This is a genomic window from Rhizobium phaseoli (genome assembly GCF_003985125.1).
GTDB lineage: Bacteria > Pseudomonadota > Alphaproteobacteria > Rhizobiales > Rhizobiaceae > Rhizobium > Rhizobium phaseoli.
This window is the reverse complement of sequence record NZ_ML133580.1, coordinates 71,678-86,646: the sequence shown is the minus strand read 5'-3', so window position 1 is coordinate 86,646 and position 14,969 is coordinate 71,678. Positions and strand designations below refer to the sequence as shown.

Annotated in this window: 13 protein-coding genes; 4 read left to right on the top strand and 9 right to left on the bottom strand. The window is 64.3% G+C overall.

Annotation, left to right across the window (positions count from 1 at the left end):
- Nucleotides 1–9: 9 nt before the first annotated feature.
- From waaA to EFD56_RS22900, 4 genes are all read right to left on the bottom strand, one after another.
- The gene (gene waaA / locus EFD56_RS22915) at nt 10–1,329 is read right to left on the bottom strand and encodes a lipid IV(A) 3-deoxy-D-manno-octulosonic acid transferase (RefSeq protein ID WP_012482840.1); all 1,320 of its coding nucleotides are present in this window, start codon (nt 1,327–1,329) and stop codon (nt 10–12) included.
- 182 nt (nt 1,330–1,511) lie between these two features.
- Nucleotides 1,512–1,760 (bottom strand): DUF4170 domain-containing protein, encoded by a 249-nt coding sequence (locus EFD56_RS22910; protein ID WP_004673745.1) that lies wholly within the window; start codon nt 1,758–1,760, stop codon nt 1,512–1,514.
- Between the two features lie 63 nt (nt 1,761–1,823).
- Nucleotides 1,824–2,633 carry a 3'(2'),5'-bisphosphate nucleotidase CysQ gene (locus tag EFD56_RS22905; protein WP_085743575.1) on the bottom strand — a complete coding sequence of 270 codons (810 nt, stop codon included), beginning with the start codon at nt 2,631–2,633 and terminating at the stop codon, nt 1,824–1,826.
- Between the two features lie 89 nt (nt 2,634–2,722).
- Entirely contained in the window at nt 2,723–4,069 is a 1,347-nt protein-coding gene (locus EFD56_RS22900) for a TldD/PmbA family protein (RefSeq protein WP_004673743.1), read from the bottom strand.
- Between the two features lie 119 nt (nt 4,070–4,188).
- Here EFD56_RS22900 and EFD56_RS22895 point away from each other — a divergent pair, with 119 nt between their 5' ends.
- The 3 genes from EFD56_RS22895 to EFD56_RS22885 all read left to right on the top strand — a co-directional run bounded on the left by EFD56_RS22895 (nt 4,189) and on the right by EFD56_RS22885 (nt 6,969).
- Entirely contained in the window at nt 4,189–6,003 is a 1,815-nt protein-coding gene (locus EFD56_RS22895) for a monovalent cation:proton antiporter-2 (CPA2) family protein (protein WP_126906372.1), read from the top strand.
- Between the two features lie 111 nt (nt 6,004–6,114).
- Complete coding sequence (locus EFD56_RS22890) at nt 6,115–6,486, top strand: VOC family protein (protein WP_085741872.1); 372 nt, start codon at nt 6,115–6,117, stop codon at nt 6,484–6,486.
- A 3-nt stretch (nt 6,487–6,489) separates the two neighbouring features.
- The gene (locus EFD56_RS22885) at nt 6,490–6,969 is read left to right on the top strand and encodes an EVE domain-containing protein (protein WP_004673740.1); all 480 of its coding nucleotides are present in this window, start codon (nt 6,490–6,492) and stop codon (nt 6,967–6,969) included.
- On the opposite strand, the gene EFD56_RS22880 is transcribed toward EFD56_RS22885, so the two are convergent.
- From EFD56_RS22880 to EFD56_RS22870, 3 genes are read right to left on the bottom strand one after another with little or no spacing between them, the layout of a single operon-like run.
- Nucleotides 6,958–7,839, bottom strand: coding sequence for a patatin-like phospholipase family protein (locus EFD56_RS22880; RefSeq protein WP_126906371.1), 882 nt, complete (start codon nt 7,837–7,839; stop codon nt 6,958–6,960). The genes EFD56_RS22885 and EFD56_RS22880 overlap by 12 nt on opposite strands.
- Nucleotides 7,840–7,852: 13 nt before the next feature.
- Entirely contained in the window at nt 7,853–8,413 is a 561-nt protein-coding gene (gene rsmD, locus EFD56_RS22875; protein WP_037143633.1) for a 16S rRNA (guanine(966)-N(2))-methyltransferase RsmD, read from the bottom strand.
- Nucleotides 8,394–10,331 (bottom strand): pseudouridine synthase, encoded by a 1,938-nt coding sequence (locus EFD56_RS22870; RefSeq protein WP_126906370.1) that lies wholly within the window; start codon nt 10,329–10,331, stop codon nt 8,394–8,396. Before EFD56_RS22870 ends, rsmD begins: the two co-directional genes overlap by 20 nt.
- 90 nt (nt 10,332–10,421) lie before the next feature.
- Here EFD56_RS22870 and EFD56_RS22865 point away from each other — a divergent pair, with 90 nt between their 5' ends.
- On the top strand, nt 10,422–10,859 hold the full coding sequence (locus EFD56_RS22865; RefSeq protein WP_064817543.1) for a nucleoside deaminase: 438 nt from the start codon (nt 10,422–10,424) through the stop codon (nt 10,857–10,859).
- A 183-nt stretch (nt 10,860–11,042) separates the two neighbouring features.
- On the opposite strand, the gene EFD56_RS22860 is transcribed toward EFD56_RS22865, so the two are convergent.
- Both EFD56_RS22860 and ileS read right to left on the bottom strand, forming a co-directional pair.
- Nucleotides 11,043–11,672 (bottom strand): hypothetical protein, encoded by a 630-nt coding sequence (locus EFD56_RS22860; RefSeq protein ID WP_004675395.1) that lies wholly within the window; start codon nt 11,670–11,672, stop codon nt 11,043–11,045.
- 131 nt (nt 11,673–11,803) lie between these two features.
- Nucleotides 11,804–14,710, bottom strand: a complete 2,907-nt coding sequence (ileS, locus tag EFD56_RS22855; RefSeq protein ID WP_085743574.1) for an isoleucine--tRNA ligase — start codon at nt 14,708–14,710, stop codon at nt 11,804–11,806.
- Between the last annotated feature and the right edge of the window lie 259 nt (nt 14,711–14,969).

Below are 14,969 nucleotides of genomic sequence, written 5' to 3'. Positions count from 1 at the left end.
TGCGCCTCCTCAGAGCTGGGCGACGGCCTTGGGCAACAGGCGCGCCTTGACCGTCAGCGGATTGATATAGGGTTCCAGCCCCTTCACCGTCGCCGTCAGCGCGCCGCGCATCTCGTGCACGGTGGCGATGCCGGCTTCGATCATGGTGCGGCGGGCTTCGTCGTTGGTCAAAAGGTAATGCACGCCCTTGGCCAGCATTTCGGTATCGCGCACCATGCGGGCGCTGCCGCTGCGGGCCAGCTTCTGATAGGCCTCGCGGAAATTCTGCACATTGCCGCCGGAGAGGATGGCGCAGCCGAGCATGGCCGGCTCCAGCGGGTTCTGGCCGCCTTCGGCAAACAGCGACCGGCCGACGAAGGCGATCTCGGTCAGGCGAAGATAAAGACCCATTTCGCCGATCGTGTCGCCGAGGAAAACATCGATATCGGCGGACAGGACGTCGTCGCGGGTGCGGCGGGCGACCTTGAGGCCCTGCTTGACCAGAGCCGCCTCGATCTCATCGCTGCGCTCGGGATGGCGCGGCACGATGATCGTCAACTGGCGATCGCGTTCCTTCAGGGCGCGATGGACGATGCCTGCGGCATTTTCCTCGCCGTCGAAGGTCGAAATCGCCGCCCAGGTCTTGCGATCGCCGATCTGCTTCTTGTAACGGGCGAGGACAGCGCTGTCATAGGGCGGCGCGTCGGTATCGACCTTGAGATTGCCCGAGGTGATGACGGGAACAGCACCCAGATCGCGGAAACGCTCGGCATCGACATCCGACTGGGCGATGACAAGGGCGAGATTTTCGAACAGGGCTTCGGCAATCGATGGGCGGCGGCGCCAGCGGGCAAAGGAGCGGTCCGACATGCGGGCATTGATCAGGATCTGCGGAATGCGGCGGCGGCCGAGCTCTAGCACGGTTGCCGGCCAGATCTCGGATTCGGCGATGATGGCGCAATCGGGCTGCCAATAATCGAGAAAGCGGCTGACCGACGGCTTCAAATCGAGCGGCACATATTGATGGATCGCTTCGTCGCCAAGGCGCTCGGCGGCGAGCCTGGCCGAGGTGATGGTGCCGGTCGTCAGGATGACGTGGATATCACGACGGCGGATTTCGCGGATCAACGGAATGACGGCGTTGGTTTCGCCGACACTTGCGGCATGGAACCAGACGAGCGGGCCTTGCGGCCGGTTGGCGCTCGGATAGCCGAAACGTTCCAGGCGACGCGCGCGGTCTTCCTTGCCCTTGGCCGTGCGGTAGGTGATGTAGAGGCCGACGACCGGAGAGGCTACAGTTCCCGCCAGACGATATGCGCTCAGACCGAACCGCGCCATCCGGGAGCTCATTGCGCCAGCCTCCGATCCAAGACGATCGACATCAAACCCATTCCCTGATTATCGTTGCGGCCGAAATGGCCGATTAATTTGTTCAGAATGCGTCAGACGATCCGGATCGACGGCGCCCGATGCAGCAAGCCGGCGCGACCGCGGGCGGCCGCCGGCACTTGGCGCGGAATCGATGGCCGAGCTCAGTGGCCGCCGGCCTTTTCCTGCGGATCGAGCAAACGATGCATGTGGACAATGAAATAGCGCATATGCGCATTGTCGACCGTCTGCTGCGCCTTCGCCTTCCAGGCCGTCAGCGCCGTGGCATAATCGGGAAAGATGCCGACGATATCGAGACCCTTCAGGTCACGGAACTGGACGTCATCGAGACTTTCCAGTTCGCCGCCAAAAACGAGATGCAAAAGCTGCTTCTTGTCACCGGACTCAGTCATTTTCTTGTTCTCTTTCTGCCCATTCTCCTCCGCCACCCCATCTGCGGGATTTTGACGGAAACGTCAACTGTCTCGTCGCCCGGCAAAGGCCGCGAGGAACTCATCGATGCGGGGCGCCGGGGCCGCACACAGCACCTGGTGGGTGACTTCGGCGCGATTGTAGACGACCGGGTTTCCGTCGAGGTCGACGAGGCGGCCGCCGGCACGGCTAAGGATCAGATCGGCGGCGGCAAGGTCCCAATCATGCGAATTGCCCTTGACGAAAGTGGCTTCGAGGCGGCCGTCCGCCACCATGGCGATGCGATAGGCAAGCGAGGGGACATGTTTTTCGCGCCTGACCCGCTCCCGGAACGCCGCCGGAAGGGTCTTCAGCACGTCTTCACCGATTGCCAGACGGCTCGTCTCCTCCGGCCCGGCGGAGGAAACGAGGAAGGGCTCGCCGTTCTTCAGCGCCGCGCCGCCGTCGACCGCCTCATAGAGCTCTTCGAGCGCCGGGGCATAGAGCACGCCGGCGACCGGCCGGCCGCGATGGACGACCGCGACGCTGACGCACCAGACCTTCTGCCCGGCGAGGAAAGCGCGCGTACCGTCGATCGGGTCGATAATGAACAGCGTCTCGCGCGCGAGGCGCTCGGCATCGTCCTCCGTCTCCTCCGACAGCCAGCCATAATCCGGCCGGGCCTTGCGCAGGATCGACTCCAGTGTCTTGTTGGCGGCGAAATCGGCGGCACTGACGGGAGAGCGATCCCCGTTCTTCCACCAGACCTCGGGGGACTGGTTGAAGAAGCCGAAGGCGATCGCGCCGGCCTCCTTCGCCGCATCGGCGATCAAGGCGAGATCGCCCTGCCAGCGGCGCTTTTCGCTATCGCTCATCGCGTCAATCACTTCCTTCTCGCCGCTTTTCAACTTTCGTTTGAGCATGATGTCGTCCGAAAACCGCTCACACTTTTCGGCATCATGCTCTAGCGCCCCGCGAGGGTCATGCCTTCGATGGCGAAGGTGGGTGCGGCGACGCCGAACTTGCGGTCGATGTCGTTTGCCGGCGTCAGGCGCATGAACATGTCCTTGAGGTTCGAAGCGATCGTCACTTCGGACACCGGGAAAGTGAGTTCGCCGTTCTCGATCCAGAAGCCGGTGGCGCCGCGGCTGTATTCGCCGGTGATCATGTTGACGCCGTGGCCGATCAGTTCGGTGACGTAAAAGCCGTTGCCGACGCTGCGGATCAGTTCCTCCGGCGAGATGTCGCCGGGTTCCAGCGCGAGGTTGGTGGAGGACGGCGAAACGGCGGTGCCGCCGCGCACGCCGCGGCCGTTGGTGGGAAGGCCGAGCTCGCGGCCGGTCGAGGTCGAAAGGAACCAGTGTTTCAGGACACCATCCTCGATCATCACCAGCCGCTCGCCGGCCACGCCCTCGCCGTCGAACGGCCGCGAAGCGGGGCCGCGCACGATCAGCGGATCGTCGGTGATCGACAGGCCTGATTTCAGCACCTGCTGACCCATCCTGTCGCGCAGGAAGCTGGTCTTGCGGGCGACGGCGGCGCCATTGATCGCGCCGGCGATATGGCCGACGAAGCCGCGGGCGACACGCGGGTCGAAGATGACGGTGACGTTCTTGCCGGTCGGCACCTGGCGTGGATTGATACGCTTCACCACCCGTTCGCCGGCGCGGCGGCCGATTTCGGCGGGGTCTTCAAGCTCGGCATAATAGAGGCGGCTGTCGAAATCGTAGTCGCGTTCCATGCCGGTGCCTTCGCCAGCGATGACGCTGACGGAATGGCCGAACCGGGAGCCCATGTAGCTGCCGGCAAAACCGTGCGAGGTGGCGAGAACAAGGCCGCCCATGCCGCCGGATGCGCCGGCGCCGGAGGAATTGGTCACGCCCTTGACCGCAAGGGCCGCCGTCTCGGCGGCAAGAGCCGCCTCGCGCAGCATCTCGGAGGAGACCTCGGTGGGATCGAACAATTGCAGGTCGGGATAGGATTTCGCAAGGCTGGCCTCATCGGCGAGGCAGGCGAAGGGATCCTCCGGCGAGACTTTGGCCATCGCGACGGCGCGTTCGGCAAGCGCCTGCAGATCGAAGCCCGGATTGGCCGAAACGCTGGCGACGCGCTTGCCGACAAAGACCCGCAGCGAGAAATCGTCGCTTTCGGAGGATTCCGTTCCCTCGACCTTGCCAAGACGGACACTGACCGATTGCGAACGCGAGCGAACGACGACGGCATCGGCGGCGTCGGCCCCTGCCTTCCTTGCCAGATCGATCAATTGACTTGCGCGGGAAAGAAGTGTCGAGGAATCGATTTCAGAGGACATGATTTGGCCTTTCCTTCGCGTTCCATTTATTGTGCACTCTCCCAAGCATCAAGGCCGCCGCCGCCGATTCTTTATCGGGACTGCCTGCATGCCCCCGCCACCCGAAAGAAATCGTCAGCATGTCAGCGCCCAACGCCCTTTTTTCCGAAACGATCCTGCTTCTCGGCGGTGCGGTGGTCGCCGCTCCGATCTTCAAGAAGCTCGGGCTCGGCACCGTCCTCGGCTATCTCGCCGCCGGCATCGTCATCGGACCGGTCTTCCACGGCATTACCGACGGCGAACAGATCCTCGGCGTCGCCGAGCTCGGTGTCGTCTTCCTGCTGTTCATCATTGGGCTGGAATTGAAGCCCAGCCGCCTCTGGCAGATGCGGCGCGACATTTTCGGCCTCGGCACGGCGCAGGTGGTGATGACCGGACTGGCGCTGACCACGCTCGCCTTCCTCTCCGGCGTTCTCGACTGGCGCGGCAGCATCGTCGCCGGCTTCGGTCTGGCGCTGTCCTCGACCGCCTTCGCCATGCAGATCCTCGAAGGCGACGGCGACGTCAATACGCGATACGGGCAGCGTTCCTTCTCGATGCTGCTGTTCCAGGACCTGGCGATCGTGCCGCTCTTAGCGCTGATCACCGTGCTCGATGGTAGCGGCAAGGGCAGCAATGCGCCGCTCACCGATTTTGCAGTCGCCGTCGGCGCGGTGGCGGCGATGGTCGTTGCCGGACGCTACCTGCTGACACCGCTCTTCCAGATCATCGCCCGCACCGGCGCCCGCGAGGCGATGATCGCCGCCGCCCTCTTCGTCGTCATGGGATCGGCAAGCCTGATGCAGCTGGCCGGCCTTTCGATGGCGATGGGCGCCTTTCTCTCCGACGTAATGCTGGCCGAATCCTCCTATCGGCACGAGCTGGAGGCCGACATCGAGCCCTTCCGAGGCGTGCTGCTCGCCATCTTCTTCATCGCCGTCGGCCTGTCGCTGCAGCTCGAGGTTCTCGCCGACAACGCGCTCTTCGTCATCGTCGCCGTGCCGATCGTCATGGCCGTCAAGGCGATCATCATCTATGGGCTCTGCCGGATCTCCGGCTCGCCCCACGACGATGCGATCCGCATCGCCTTCCTGCTGCCGCAGGGCGGCGAATTCGGCTTCGTGCTGTTTACCGCGGCTGATGTCACCGGGCTGATGTCGACGAGCACGGCCTCGCTGCTGGTGGCGATTGTGACCCTCTCCATGGCACTGACTCCGATCGGGGCCGCGCTGTCGAAGCGGCTGCTCAACGGCGATGCACAGGAAGAACTGGACGAGGATTTCGAAGGGGCCGGCGCTGACGTGCTGATGGTCGGCTTCTCGCGTTTCGGCCAGATCGCCGCCCAGATCCTGCTTGCCGGCGGGCGCAGCGTCACCGTCATCGATTTTTCGGCCGACCGCATCCGCCAGGCCTCCGCCTTCGGCTTCCGCATCTATTTCGGCGACGGCGCCCGCAAGGACGTGCTGCGCTCGGCCGGGATCGACCGGGCGAAGATCGTGCTCGTCTGCACGCAGAAAAAGGAGATCACCGACAAGGTGGTGGAGCTGGTGCAGGCGGACTATCCGCACACAAGACTCTATGTGCGCTCCTACGACCGCATCCATTCGATCGAGCTGCGCAACAAGGGCGTCGACTACGAGCTGCGCGAAACGCTGGAATCCGGCCTGCTGTTCGGGCGGCGCACGCTGGAAGCGCTCGGCGTTTCCGAGGTTGACGCCTATGAAATCGGCGAGGACATCCGCAAACGCGACGAGGCGCGTCTGGTGCTGCAGGCTTCCGAAGGGCTGCAGGCCGGCCGCGACATGCTGTTTTCCCACCCCGTCCGCCCCGAGCCGCTGGTCAAGCCGAAACGCGCCGCCGACCCCTTCGAGGACGACCCGCTGGCGGGCACCGCGGATGCGACAGCCGACGCATAAGCCGGTTCGGGACGGTACCAAAATGGAGTGCATCGAAAGACGGAGGCTACTGCCAGAATCTGTCAGCATGCCACGATAGAACCCGTCCTGACCAACAACAGGAGGCTTCACATGATCGACGGCAACAGCATTCTCCTTTTCGTCACCGACGCGGCAGAGAGCGCCAGCTTTTATCAGCGATTGCTCGGGCAGAATCCGGTGGACGCCAGTCCGACTTTCGCCATGTTCATCCTGCCTTCGGGCCTGGCCCTTGGCCTGTGGGGCAAGGCGGGCGTTGAGCCGGCGCCGGCTGGCATGGGCGGCGGCTGCGACGTCGGTTTCAAGGTTGCGACGGCGGATGTGGTTGATGCACTTCATGCCGAATGGCTGGACAGGGGCGCGAGCATTCTTTTGTCACCGACCGACCTCGATTTCGGCCGCAGCTTTGTCGCGGCCGATCCCGACGGGCACCGTCTGCGCGTCTACAATGTCGCGGAGGGCTGAAATATGCCCCGCAGCTGGATCGCCGTTGCATCAGCAAATCATGTCCGCATCGGGCGGGAGGCCGGCTTCATGCAGGTTTGTCACGGAAAGGCCGCTCCGCTGAGACGGAGCGCGCCCGGCGACCGGGTGATCTACTATTCGCCGACCGAAACATTCGGCGGCAAGGATCGGCTCCAGGCGTTCACGGCACTTGGCGTGGTCAAGGAAACCGAGGCCTATCAAGTGGAAGCCCACCCCGGTTTTCGCCCCTGGAGGCGGGATGTCGCCTGGTACCAGGCTCTGGAAACGCCGATCCGGCCGCTGCTCGGCCGGCTGTCCTTCACCAGCGACCGGGCAGGCTGGGGCTATCAACTGCGCTTCGGTCTGTTCGAAATCGGCAATGACGATGCCGAGATAATAGCCGAGGCGATGTGCGGCGAACCACTCATGGAGGTCGCGCAAACATGCGCGGCGGTTCGCGTGCAATATAGTCTAGCGTTTTAATCGCGCTTCGATTTCGCGATCGAGGGCGAATTTCAGTTCGTCCTTGACGCCGACCGACATGGCCAGCACGTCGCGGGCCTTGAGGAAATCCATCACGCCGGTGCGGCCGACCGCCGGGCGCAGGAAGATATGCGGCCGGCGGAGCTTCAGCTTCAGCGAGATCGCCGTCTGCATCATCAACTGGCCGGACCCGAAGATGCTTTCCATGCGGTTCGGAATATGGGTGCCGTCGCCTTCCGGCGCGCCGACGACGTCGATGCCGACGACGATGTCGGCAAGATCCATCAGGGGTTCATAGGGCACGGGATTGCTGATGCCGCCGTCGATCATCACCCGGCCGCGCAGGCGCACCGGCATGAAGACGGCGGGGATGGCGGATGAGGCGGCGAGTGCCGGAAAAAGCTCGCCCTCTTCGATGATCACTTCGTTCTGACCGTAATAATCGGTGGTGATCACCTTCATCGGCACCAGCAGATCCTCGAAGCGGGCCGGCAGTTCTGACGGCAGGAAGGCCTTGAGGATCCGCTCCAGATTGAACTGGCCGATGCGAATGCCCTTGGCGACCGCATCACGCACCGTCGCCGGTCTCAGCCCCCAAATGCGGGCGACGACCGCCGTCTTATTGCCGACTGTCGTCAGCGCATGTTCGCGGATTTCGGCGCCGGACATGCCGGCGGCCAAGCCGGCCCCCATGATCGCACCCATCGACGAGCCCGATATCGCCACCGGGCGGATGCCGAGCTCGTCGAGCGTCTCAATGATGTGGATATGGGCAAGTCCGCGCGCGCCGCCGCCGCCGAAAGCAACCGCGACCGTCGGAAGGTCGCTGATCGCAGGCAGTTTCGGACTGATGAATTCTGCCTGCTGCACGCCCCGCCCCCGCTTATTGCGGCTGATACCGGAAGAAATGCACCCTCGTATCGCCAAAGATGCGGCTTTCGAGGAAAACATAGGAAGGATGCACGGAAACGACAACATCGGCGCGTTCTTCGAGCACCGCAATCGCGCCCGGCCTGAGCCAGCCGCCCTGGGCGGCCGCCGCCATCGCCTTTTCGCCGAGGCCTTTGCCATAGGGCGGATCGGCGAACAGCACGTCGAAGGCTTCGAGATTGCCGACGCTGCCGAGATCGGTGGCATCGCGGCGCAGGATGCGCGTGCGGCCGTGCAGGCCGAGCGCATCAATGTTTTCCCAGAGCAGCGCCCTGCCCTCGACACTGTTTTCGACGAAGAGCGCATGGCGACAGCCACGCGACACGGCTTCGAGGCCGACGGCGCCGGTGCCGGCAAAAAGATCAAGGATCCGGGTGCCGTCGACGCATCCCGGATAGGCATGGCTCAATATATTGAACAGGCTCTCGCGCGTCCGGTCGGCAGTCGGCCGGATATCGTTGGATTTTGGCACGGCGAGAGGCCGTCCGCGAAACTCACCGCCGACGATCCGCACCGCGCGTCATTCCCTTTCCTTTTCCGCCACCTCTGGACGGGCCGCCCGCAGGCCTGTCGCCGCCCGGCCTGTCGCTGCCGGGCTTGCCGCCCTTCGGCTTGCCGGAAAAATTCTTCGATCCGCCGGGCTTGGCACCAAAGCCCTTGCCGCGCGGCTTATCGCCCGAAGGCTTGCCGCCGGGCGCCTTGTCGCCGAAGGACCGTTCGCCGCGCGGACGCTCGGACCGCCCCTCACCGGCAAAGCTTCTGGCTGCCCGCGGACGCTCGTCACCATCTTCGCGCGGCCTGCGGTCTCCACTCGGCTTGTCGCCGAAAGGCCGGTCACCACGCGAAGGACGATCGCCGAACGGGCGGTCGCCGCGCGGACGTTCCGAACGGCCCTCGCCGGCGGAAGTTCTGGCGGCACGGGGACGCTCGTCGCCATCGGCACGCGGCCTGCGGTCGCCGCGCGGCTTGTCGCCGAAAGGCCGATCGCCGCGTGAAGGACGATCGCCGAAACCGCGGTCTTCGCGGGCGGGGCGATCGCCGAAGGAGCGCTTGCGGCCGAAGCCCTCGCCCTCATCCTTGCGGCGGGGCTGCTCGCTCGAGCGAATCCATTCGCCGTCCTCTTCGCGCACGCGGTTGATCGGCGTGCGCGGACGATCCTCGATGCGATCGAAGGCAGCACTCTTTGCCGGCGCCTGCTCGCCGCGGCGGCGCGCAGTCTGGGCGTTCTTGGCAGCTTTCGCCGCCGCCTTTTCGCCGAGCGGCCGGGCGCCGGGCGCCATCCAGACATTGGCGCTGCGGCGCTGGCCGAGCGGCTCAGAGCGCTTCGGCTTCTCGTCATCCCGGCGTCCGCCGTCGCGGCGATCGTCATCGCGGCGCGCGCCACCACGGCGGTCATCACCGCGACGGTCGTCCCGCTTGGTGTCGAGACGGCTCAACGCCCTTTCGCGTTTGTCCTCGTCACGGCGCGGACGCTCGCGCTTCTCCGGTGCGGCGACCTCAGCCTCTTCCTCGGCGGCAACGGCCGGGGCGTTATAGATCGGCGCGTCGAAATTGGCCTTGGCTTCCTCGATGAGGCGCGGGCCGAGCTGGTCGCGGAGCGTGCGGCCGCGCACTTCGATGACATGGCCCTCCGGCAGATCGCCGAGCTGGAACGGGCCGTATGAAATGCGGATCAGGCGGTTGACGTCGAGGCCGAGGGCGCCGAGCACGTTCTTGATTTCGCGGTTCTTGCCTTCGCGAAGGCCCATGGTGATCCAGACGTTCGAGCCTTGCGTGCGGTCGAGCGTCGCCTCGATCGAACCATAGAGCACGCCGTCGACGGCGATACCGTCCTTCAGCTTGTCGAGCGCTTCCTGATCGATCTCGCCATGGGCGCGGACGCGATAGCGCCTCAGCCAGCCGGTCGCCGGCAGTTCCAGCGCCCGGGCAAGGCCGCCGTCATTGGTCAGCAGCAGCAGCCCTTCGGTATTGATGTCGAGACGGCCGATCGACATGACGCGCGGCAGTTCTTCCGGCAGGTTGTCGAAGACGGTCGGGCGGCCTTCCGGATCGGCATTGGTGGTCACCAGACCGGCCGGCTTGTGATAGAGCCACAGCCTGGTGCGCTCGATGCCGCGGATCGGCACGCCGTCGACCTCGATCCGGTCGGCGAGCGTGACATTGACGACGGGGGTTTCGAGAACCTTGCCGTTCAGCGTCACCCGGCCTTCCATGATCATGCGTTCGATGTCGCGGCGGGAGGCGACGCCGGCGCGCGCCATCACCTTGGAAATGCGTTCGGCCTTGGCCTCGCCCTCAGTTTCGGCCGCGGCCGGGCGCGTGGCTGCAGCCTTTGCCGGCTTCGCGCCGCCCGCTTTCGGGCCGGCCTTGGCCCCGGCGTCGCGTGAAAAGGGCTTTGCACCCGGGCGTTTTGGCTTGTCTTTGGATGTCATTTGTTGTTTGCCTGCCTTTTGGGCCTGTCTATCAGGTCACGCATCTGCGGTTAAGTGGAAATTCTTGCTATCGTGAAGACAAATCGTTTCATGGAGATGGCGCTCGAAGAGGCGCGCGCCGCCGGCGAACGCGGCGAAGTGCCGATCGGCGCCGTCGTCGTCATTGACGATATCGCCGTTTCCCGCTCGGGAAACCGCACGCGCGAGCGCAATGACGTCACCGCCCATGCCGAAATCGCCGCGATCCGGCTCGCCTGCGAAGCGCTCGGACAGGAACGTCTTGCGGGCGCCGATCTCTATGTGACGCTGGAGCCCTGCACCATGTGCGCGGCAGCCATCTCGTTTGCGCGCATCCGCAGGCTCTATTACGGCGCCGAGGACCCGAAGGGCGGCGCCGTCGACAACGGCGTGCGATTCTATGCGCAGCCAACATGCCACCACGTCCCGGAAGTCTATTCCGGCCTCAACGAGGTTCAGTCGGCTGAGATTTTGCGGACGTTCTTTTCGCAGAAGAGAGAGGCGCTGTAGTCCCGCGCGTTATCTTCGGTTTTCGAGCTAATGGTTGGGACGAGCCCTGCGAGAGGTGTGCGGGGAACGGAGAGGTTGCGGCATGGTCCCTTCGCCCCGTTTACGGGGAGAAGGTGGCGGCAGCCGGATGAGGGGCTGCTTCGTCGATCTCCTAGGACGGCGCCTGAGCGCTCGGACAAGCCGCTATTGCAGGAAGTTCCACCACTGCTTGCCGCTGTTGGCGATCGCAGCATCCTTCTTGCGCTTCTTCTGCTTCTTGAGCTCGGGCTCACCGACATCGTCGAGCTTTGCCGGATCATCGACGGTGCGGTAGCCGGGCGGCGGGTCGGAAATATAGCGGCGCTGATCGACGTAGGAGCCCTTCTGCAGGGCGCGGGCTTCGCGATAGGCCTGCGTCTGGGCTTCCGTGGTGCGGCGGCCGCCTTCAATCGCCGAGCTGGCGAGCGGCGAGCGGTAGTTCGGGTTGTCGGAGTTCGCGTCGGCCTCCGAAACGAGGCGGGCGCGGGTTTCCTCCGGCGATTCAAGCCACTGTGGATTGTCCTTGGTGGCCACCGTCTGTTGCGGTTGAACAAGGGTCTCCCTCTGCCCCTCAGCCGGCAGCACCAGCGTCGGACGCGGCGAGTACTTGACGCCCTTGTTCTTCGGATCCGGCCCGGTCAGCGACACGGACTGGCCGAGATCGTCGGTCAGCTGCTCCATGGCGGTCTTGTCGGTGCCGTAGGTCGGGCTGCTGGCGCAACTGGACACCAACGAGCATCCCGCCACGACAACAGACAGGCAGGCGCCCATACGGAACCAATGCGTTGCGAACATGAAAACCCTTCCAGCCACCGGTGCAATCGTTGCCCAACCGGACAACCGTCCCCCTGACGCAAAAATCCGGCCATTTTCAGGCAGCTTTTACCGGATGACCGCCATAAAGGCAATTCACCCGGCAAATATCTTCAGGCGCGGATGCCGAGTTCGCGCAATGCCGCAGCGTCACGCGCCGAGACGTCGGGATAATCAGGATCGGAGCCGACATCGGTGGTGATGCGCCAGGAACGGGCGCATTTGACACCTTCGGCGAGCTTCGGCACGACCGCGACGTCAGGCACTTCGGCCAGGCGGAAGGCTTCCGCCGGACCGGCGTCCGCCTTGATTGTTATGCCCGAGGTGATGCAGACTTCGCTGAAATCCTGGCCTTCGAGCGCCTTGCGAAGCTCGGCATCGGCGATATGGACGACGGGCGCCGCTTCCAGCGAGGAGCCGATGCGCTTGTCCTTGCGCTCGATTTCCAGCGCGCCTGTCACGACCGAACGCACAGCCCTGATCTTCTTCCACTTCTCGGCCAGCGCATCGTTGCGCCATTCCTTGGCAACCGGGGCGAACTGCTCCAGATGCACGGATATGGCCGACGGATTGCGCGACAGCCAGGCCTCCTCGGTGGTGAAGGGCAGCATCGGCGCAAGCCAGGTCACCATGCAATCGAAGATCTGGCGGATGACGTGCAGGCTGGCGCGCCGGCGCAGGCTCGACGGCGCGTCGCAATAAAGCGCATCCTTGCGGACATCGAAATAGAAGGCCGAAAGCTCGACATTGGCGAAATCGATCAGCGCGCGGGCGATCTTCTTGAAGTCGAACGCGTCGTAGTTTTCGCGCACCAGCTGATCGAGCTCGGCCAGCCGATGCAGCATCAGCTGCTCCAGCTCCGGCAGATCGGCCAGCGCGATCTCCTCGCCCTTGTCATGGGCCAGCGTGCCGAGCATCCAGCGGATAGTGTTGCGCAGCTTGCGATAGGCATCGACATTGGTCTGGATGATCGTCTTGCCGACGCGCAGGTCGTCGGCATAGTCCGAGGTCATCACCCAGAGGCGCAGAATGTCGGCGCCGGCGTCCTTCATCACCTCCTGCGGGGCGGTGACGTTGCCCTTCGACTTCGACATCTTCTCGCCCTTCTCGTCCATGGTGAAGCCATGGGTGAGGACGGCGTCGTAAGGCGCGCGGCCGCGGGTGGCAGCCGATTCCAACAGCGAGGAATGGAACCAGCCGCGATGCTGGTCGGAGCCTTCGAGATAAAGGTCGGCCGGCCACTTCAGGTCCGGGCGGTCCTCCAGCGTGAAGGTGTGCGTCGAGCCCGAGTCGAACCAGACGTCGAGGATATCCATGACCTGCGACCACTTGGCCGGATCATGCTCGTTGCCGAGGAAGCGCTCCTTGGCGCCTTCGGCAAACCAGGCGTCAGCGCCCTCGGCGTCGAAGGCATCGAGGATGCGGGCGTTGACGGCCTCGTCCTGCAGCACGGCGCCATGTTCATCGACGAAGACGCAGATCGGCACGCCCCAGGCGCGTTGACGAGAAAGCACCCAGTCCGGGCGCTGCTCGATCATCGCGCGCAGGCGGTTCTGGCCGGCAGCCGGCACGAAGCGGGTGTCATCGATCGCGGTGAGCGCCCGGGTGCGCAGCGTCGTTCCGTCCGGCAGCGTCTTATCCATATAGACGAACCACTGCGGCGTGTTGCGGAAGATGACCGGCTTCTTCGAGCGCCAGGAATGCGGATACTGGTGCTTCAGGCGGCCGCGGGCAAAGAGCGCGCCGCATTCGATCAGCGCCTTGATGACGCGGTCGTTGGCATCGCCCTTCTTGCCGTTGTCGTCGATGACGCGGGCGCCTTCGAGGCCGGGGGCATCGGCTGTGTAGAAGCCACCGTCGTCGACCGGGAACGGGATCTTGGTCTCGATGCCGCGCGCTTCGATCTCGCGGCCATGCGCCATCCAGACGTCGAAGTCTTCGCGGCCGTGGCTCGGCGCCGTATGCACGAAACCCGTACCGGCATCGTCGGTGACATGATCGCCTTCGAGCAACGGCACGGCAAATTCATAGCCGCCGCCGAGCCCCTTGAGCGGATGCGCGCATGTGATGGCAGCGAGATCGGCGGCCGCAACATCGGCAAGGCGCTTGTACTGCAGCTTCGCCTTGGCGAAAGATTCCTCAGCCAGCTTGTCAGCGAAGATCAGCTTCTCGCCCGGGCGCGGGCCAAAATCATTTTCGGCAGCCGTGACTTCATAGAGGCCGTAGGCAACCCGCGAGGAATAGGCGATCGCCCGGTTGCCGGGGATTGTCCAGGGCGTGGTCGTCCAGATGACGACGAAGGCATCCTTCACGCCATCGGGGCCTTTCGCGACGGGGAATTTCACCCAGATCGTGTCGCTCTCGTAGTCGTGATACTCGACTTCGGCTTCGGCCAGCGCGGTGCGCTCGACCACCGACCACATGATCGGCTTGGAGCCGCGGTAGAGCTGGCCGCTTGCGGCGATCTTCAGCAGCTCGCCGGCAATACGGCTCTCCGCATGAAAATTCATCGTCAGATACGGGTTGTCGAAATCGCCGACGATGCCGAGGCGCTGGAACTCGTCGCCCTGGACCTTGATCCATTTTTCGGCATAGGCGCGGCACTCGCGGCGGAATTCGATCATCGCCGCCGGCTCTTTCAGATCCGGCTTGGCCTTGCCCTTGGCGCGATAGTTCTCCTCCTCGATCTTCCATTCGATCGGCAGGCCATGGCAATCCCAGCCGGGCACGTAATTGGCGTCGTAGCCGCGCATCTGGAACGAACGGTTGATGACGTCCTTGAGGATCTTGTTCAGCGCATGGCCGATGTGGATATTGCCGTTGGCATAGGGCGGGCCGTCATGCAGCACGAATTTTTCGCGGCCGGCGGCAGAGGCGCGCAGTTTCTTGTAGAGATCCATCTCCTGCCAGCGCTTGACGAGCTCCGGCTCCTTCTGCGGCAGGCCGGCGCGCATCGGGAAATCGGTTTCGGGCAAATAGAGGGTCTTCGAGTAATCGATCTTTTCGGCTGTGTCGGTCATATCGGGACAATCGTTTCTGGCGGCCCAGAAAGGGGCGCAACGGCGTGAAAAAGCTGGTGACGGAAGCGCTTGTATCCAAGCGCCGAAAACCCGGACCTCCCGGCCGCTTAGCGCGCGCGGAAGGCCGGGCCGATAATTCGTATCGTGATCGCCAGCCGAAATTTTCTCATCGCGCCGGTTCATAGGCGTTTTTGCGGGGAAAAGGAAGAGAAGAATTCACCGCATGATATCGCTGGGCGTCGGCGAAATTTCCGTTTGC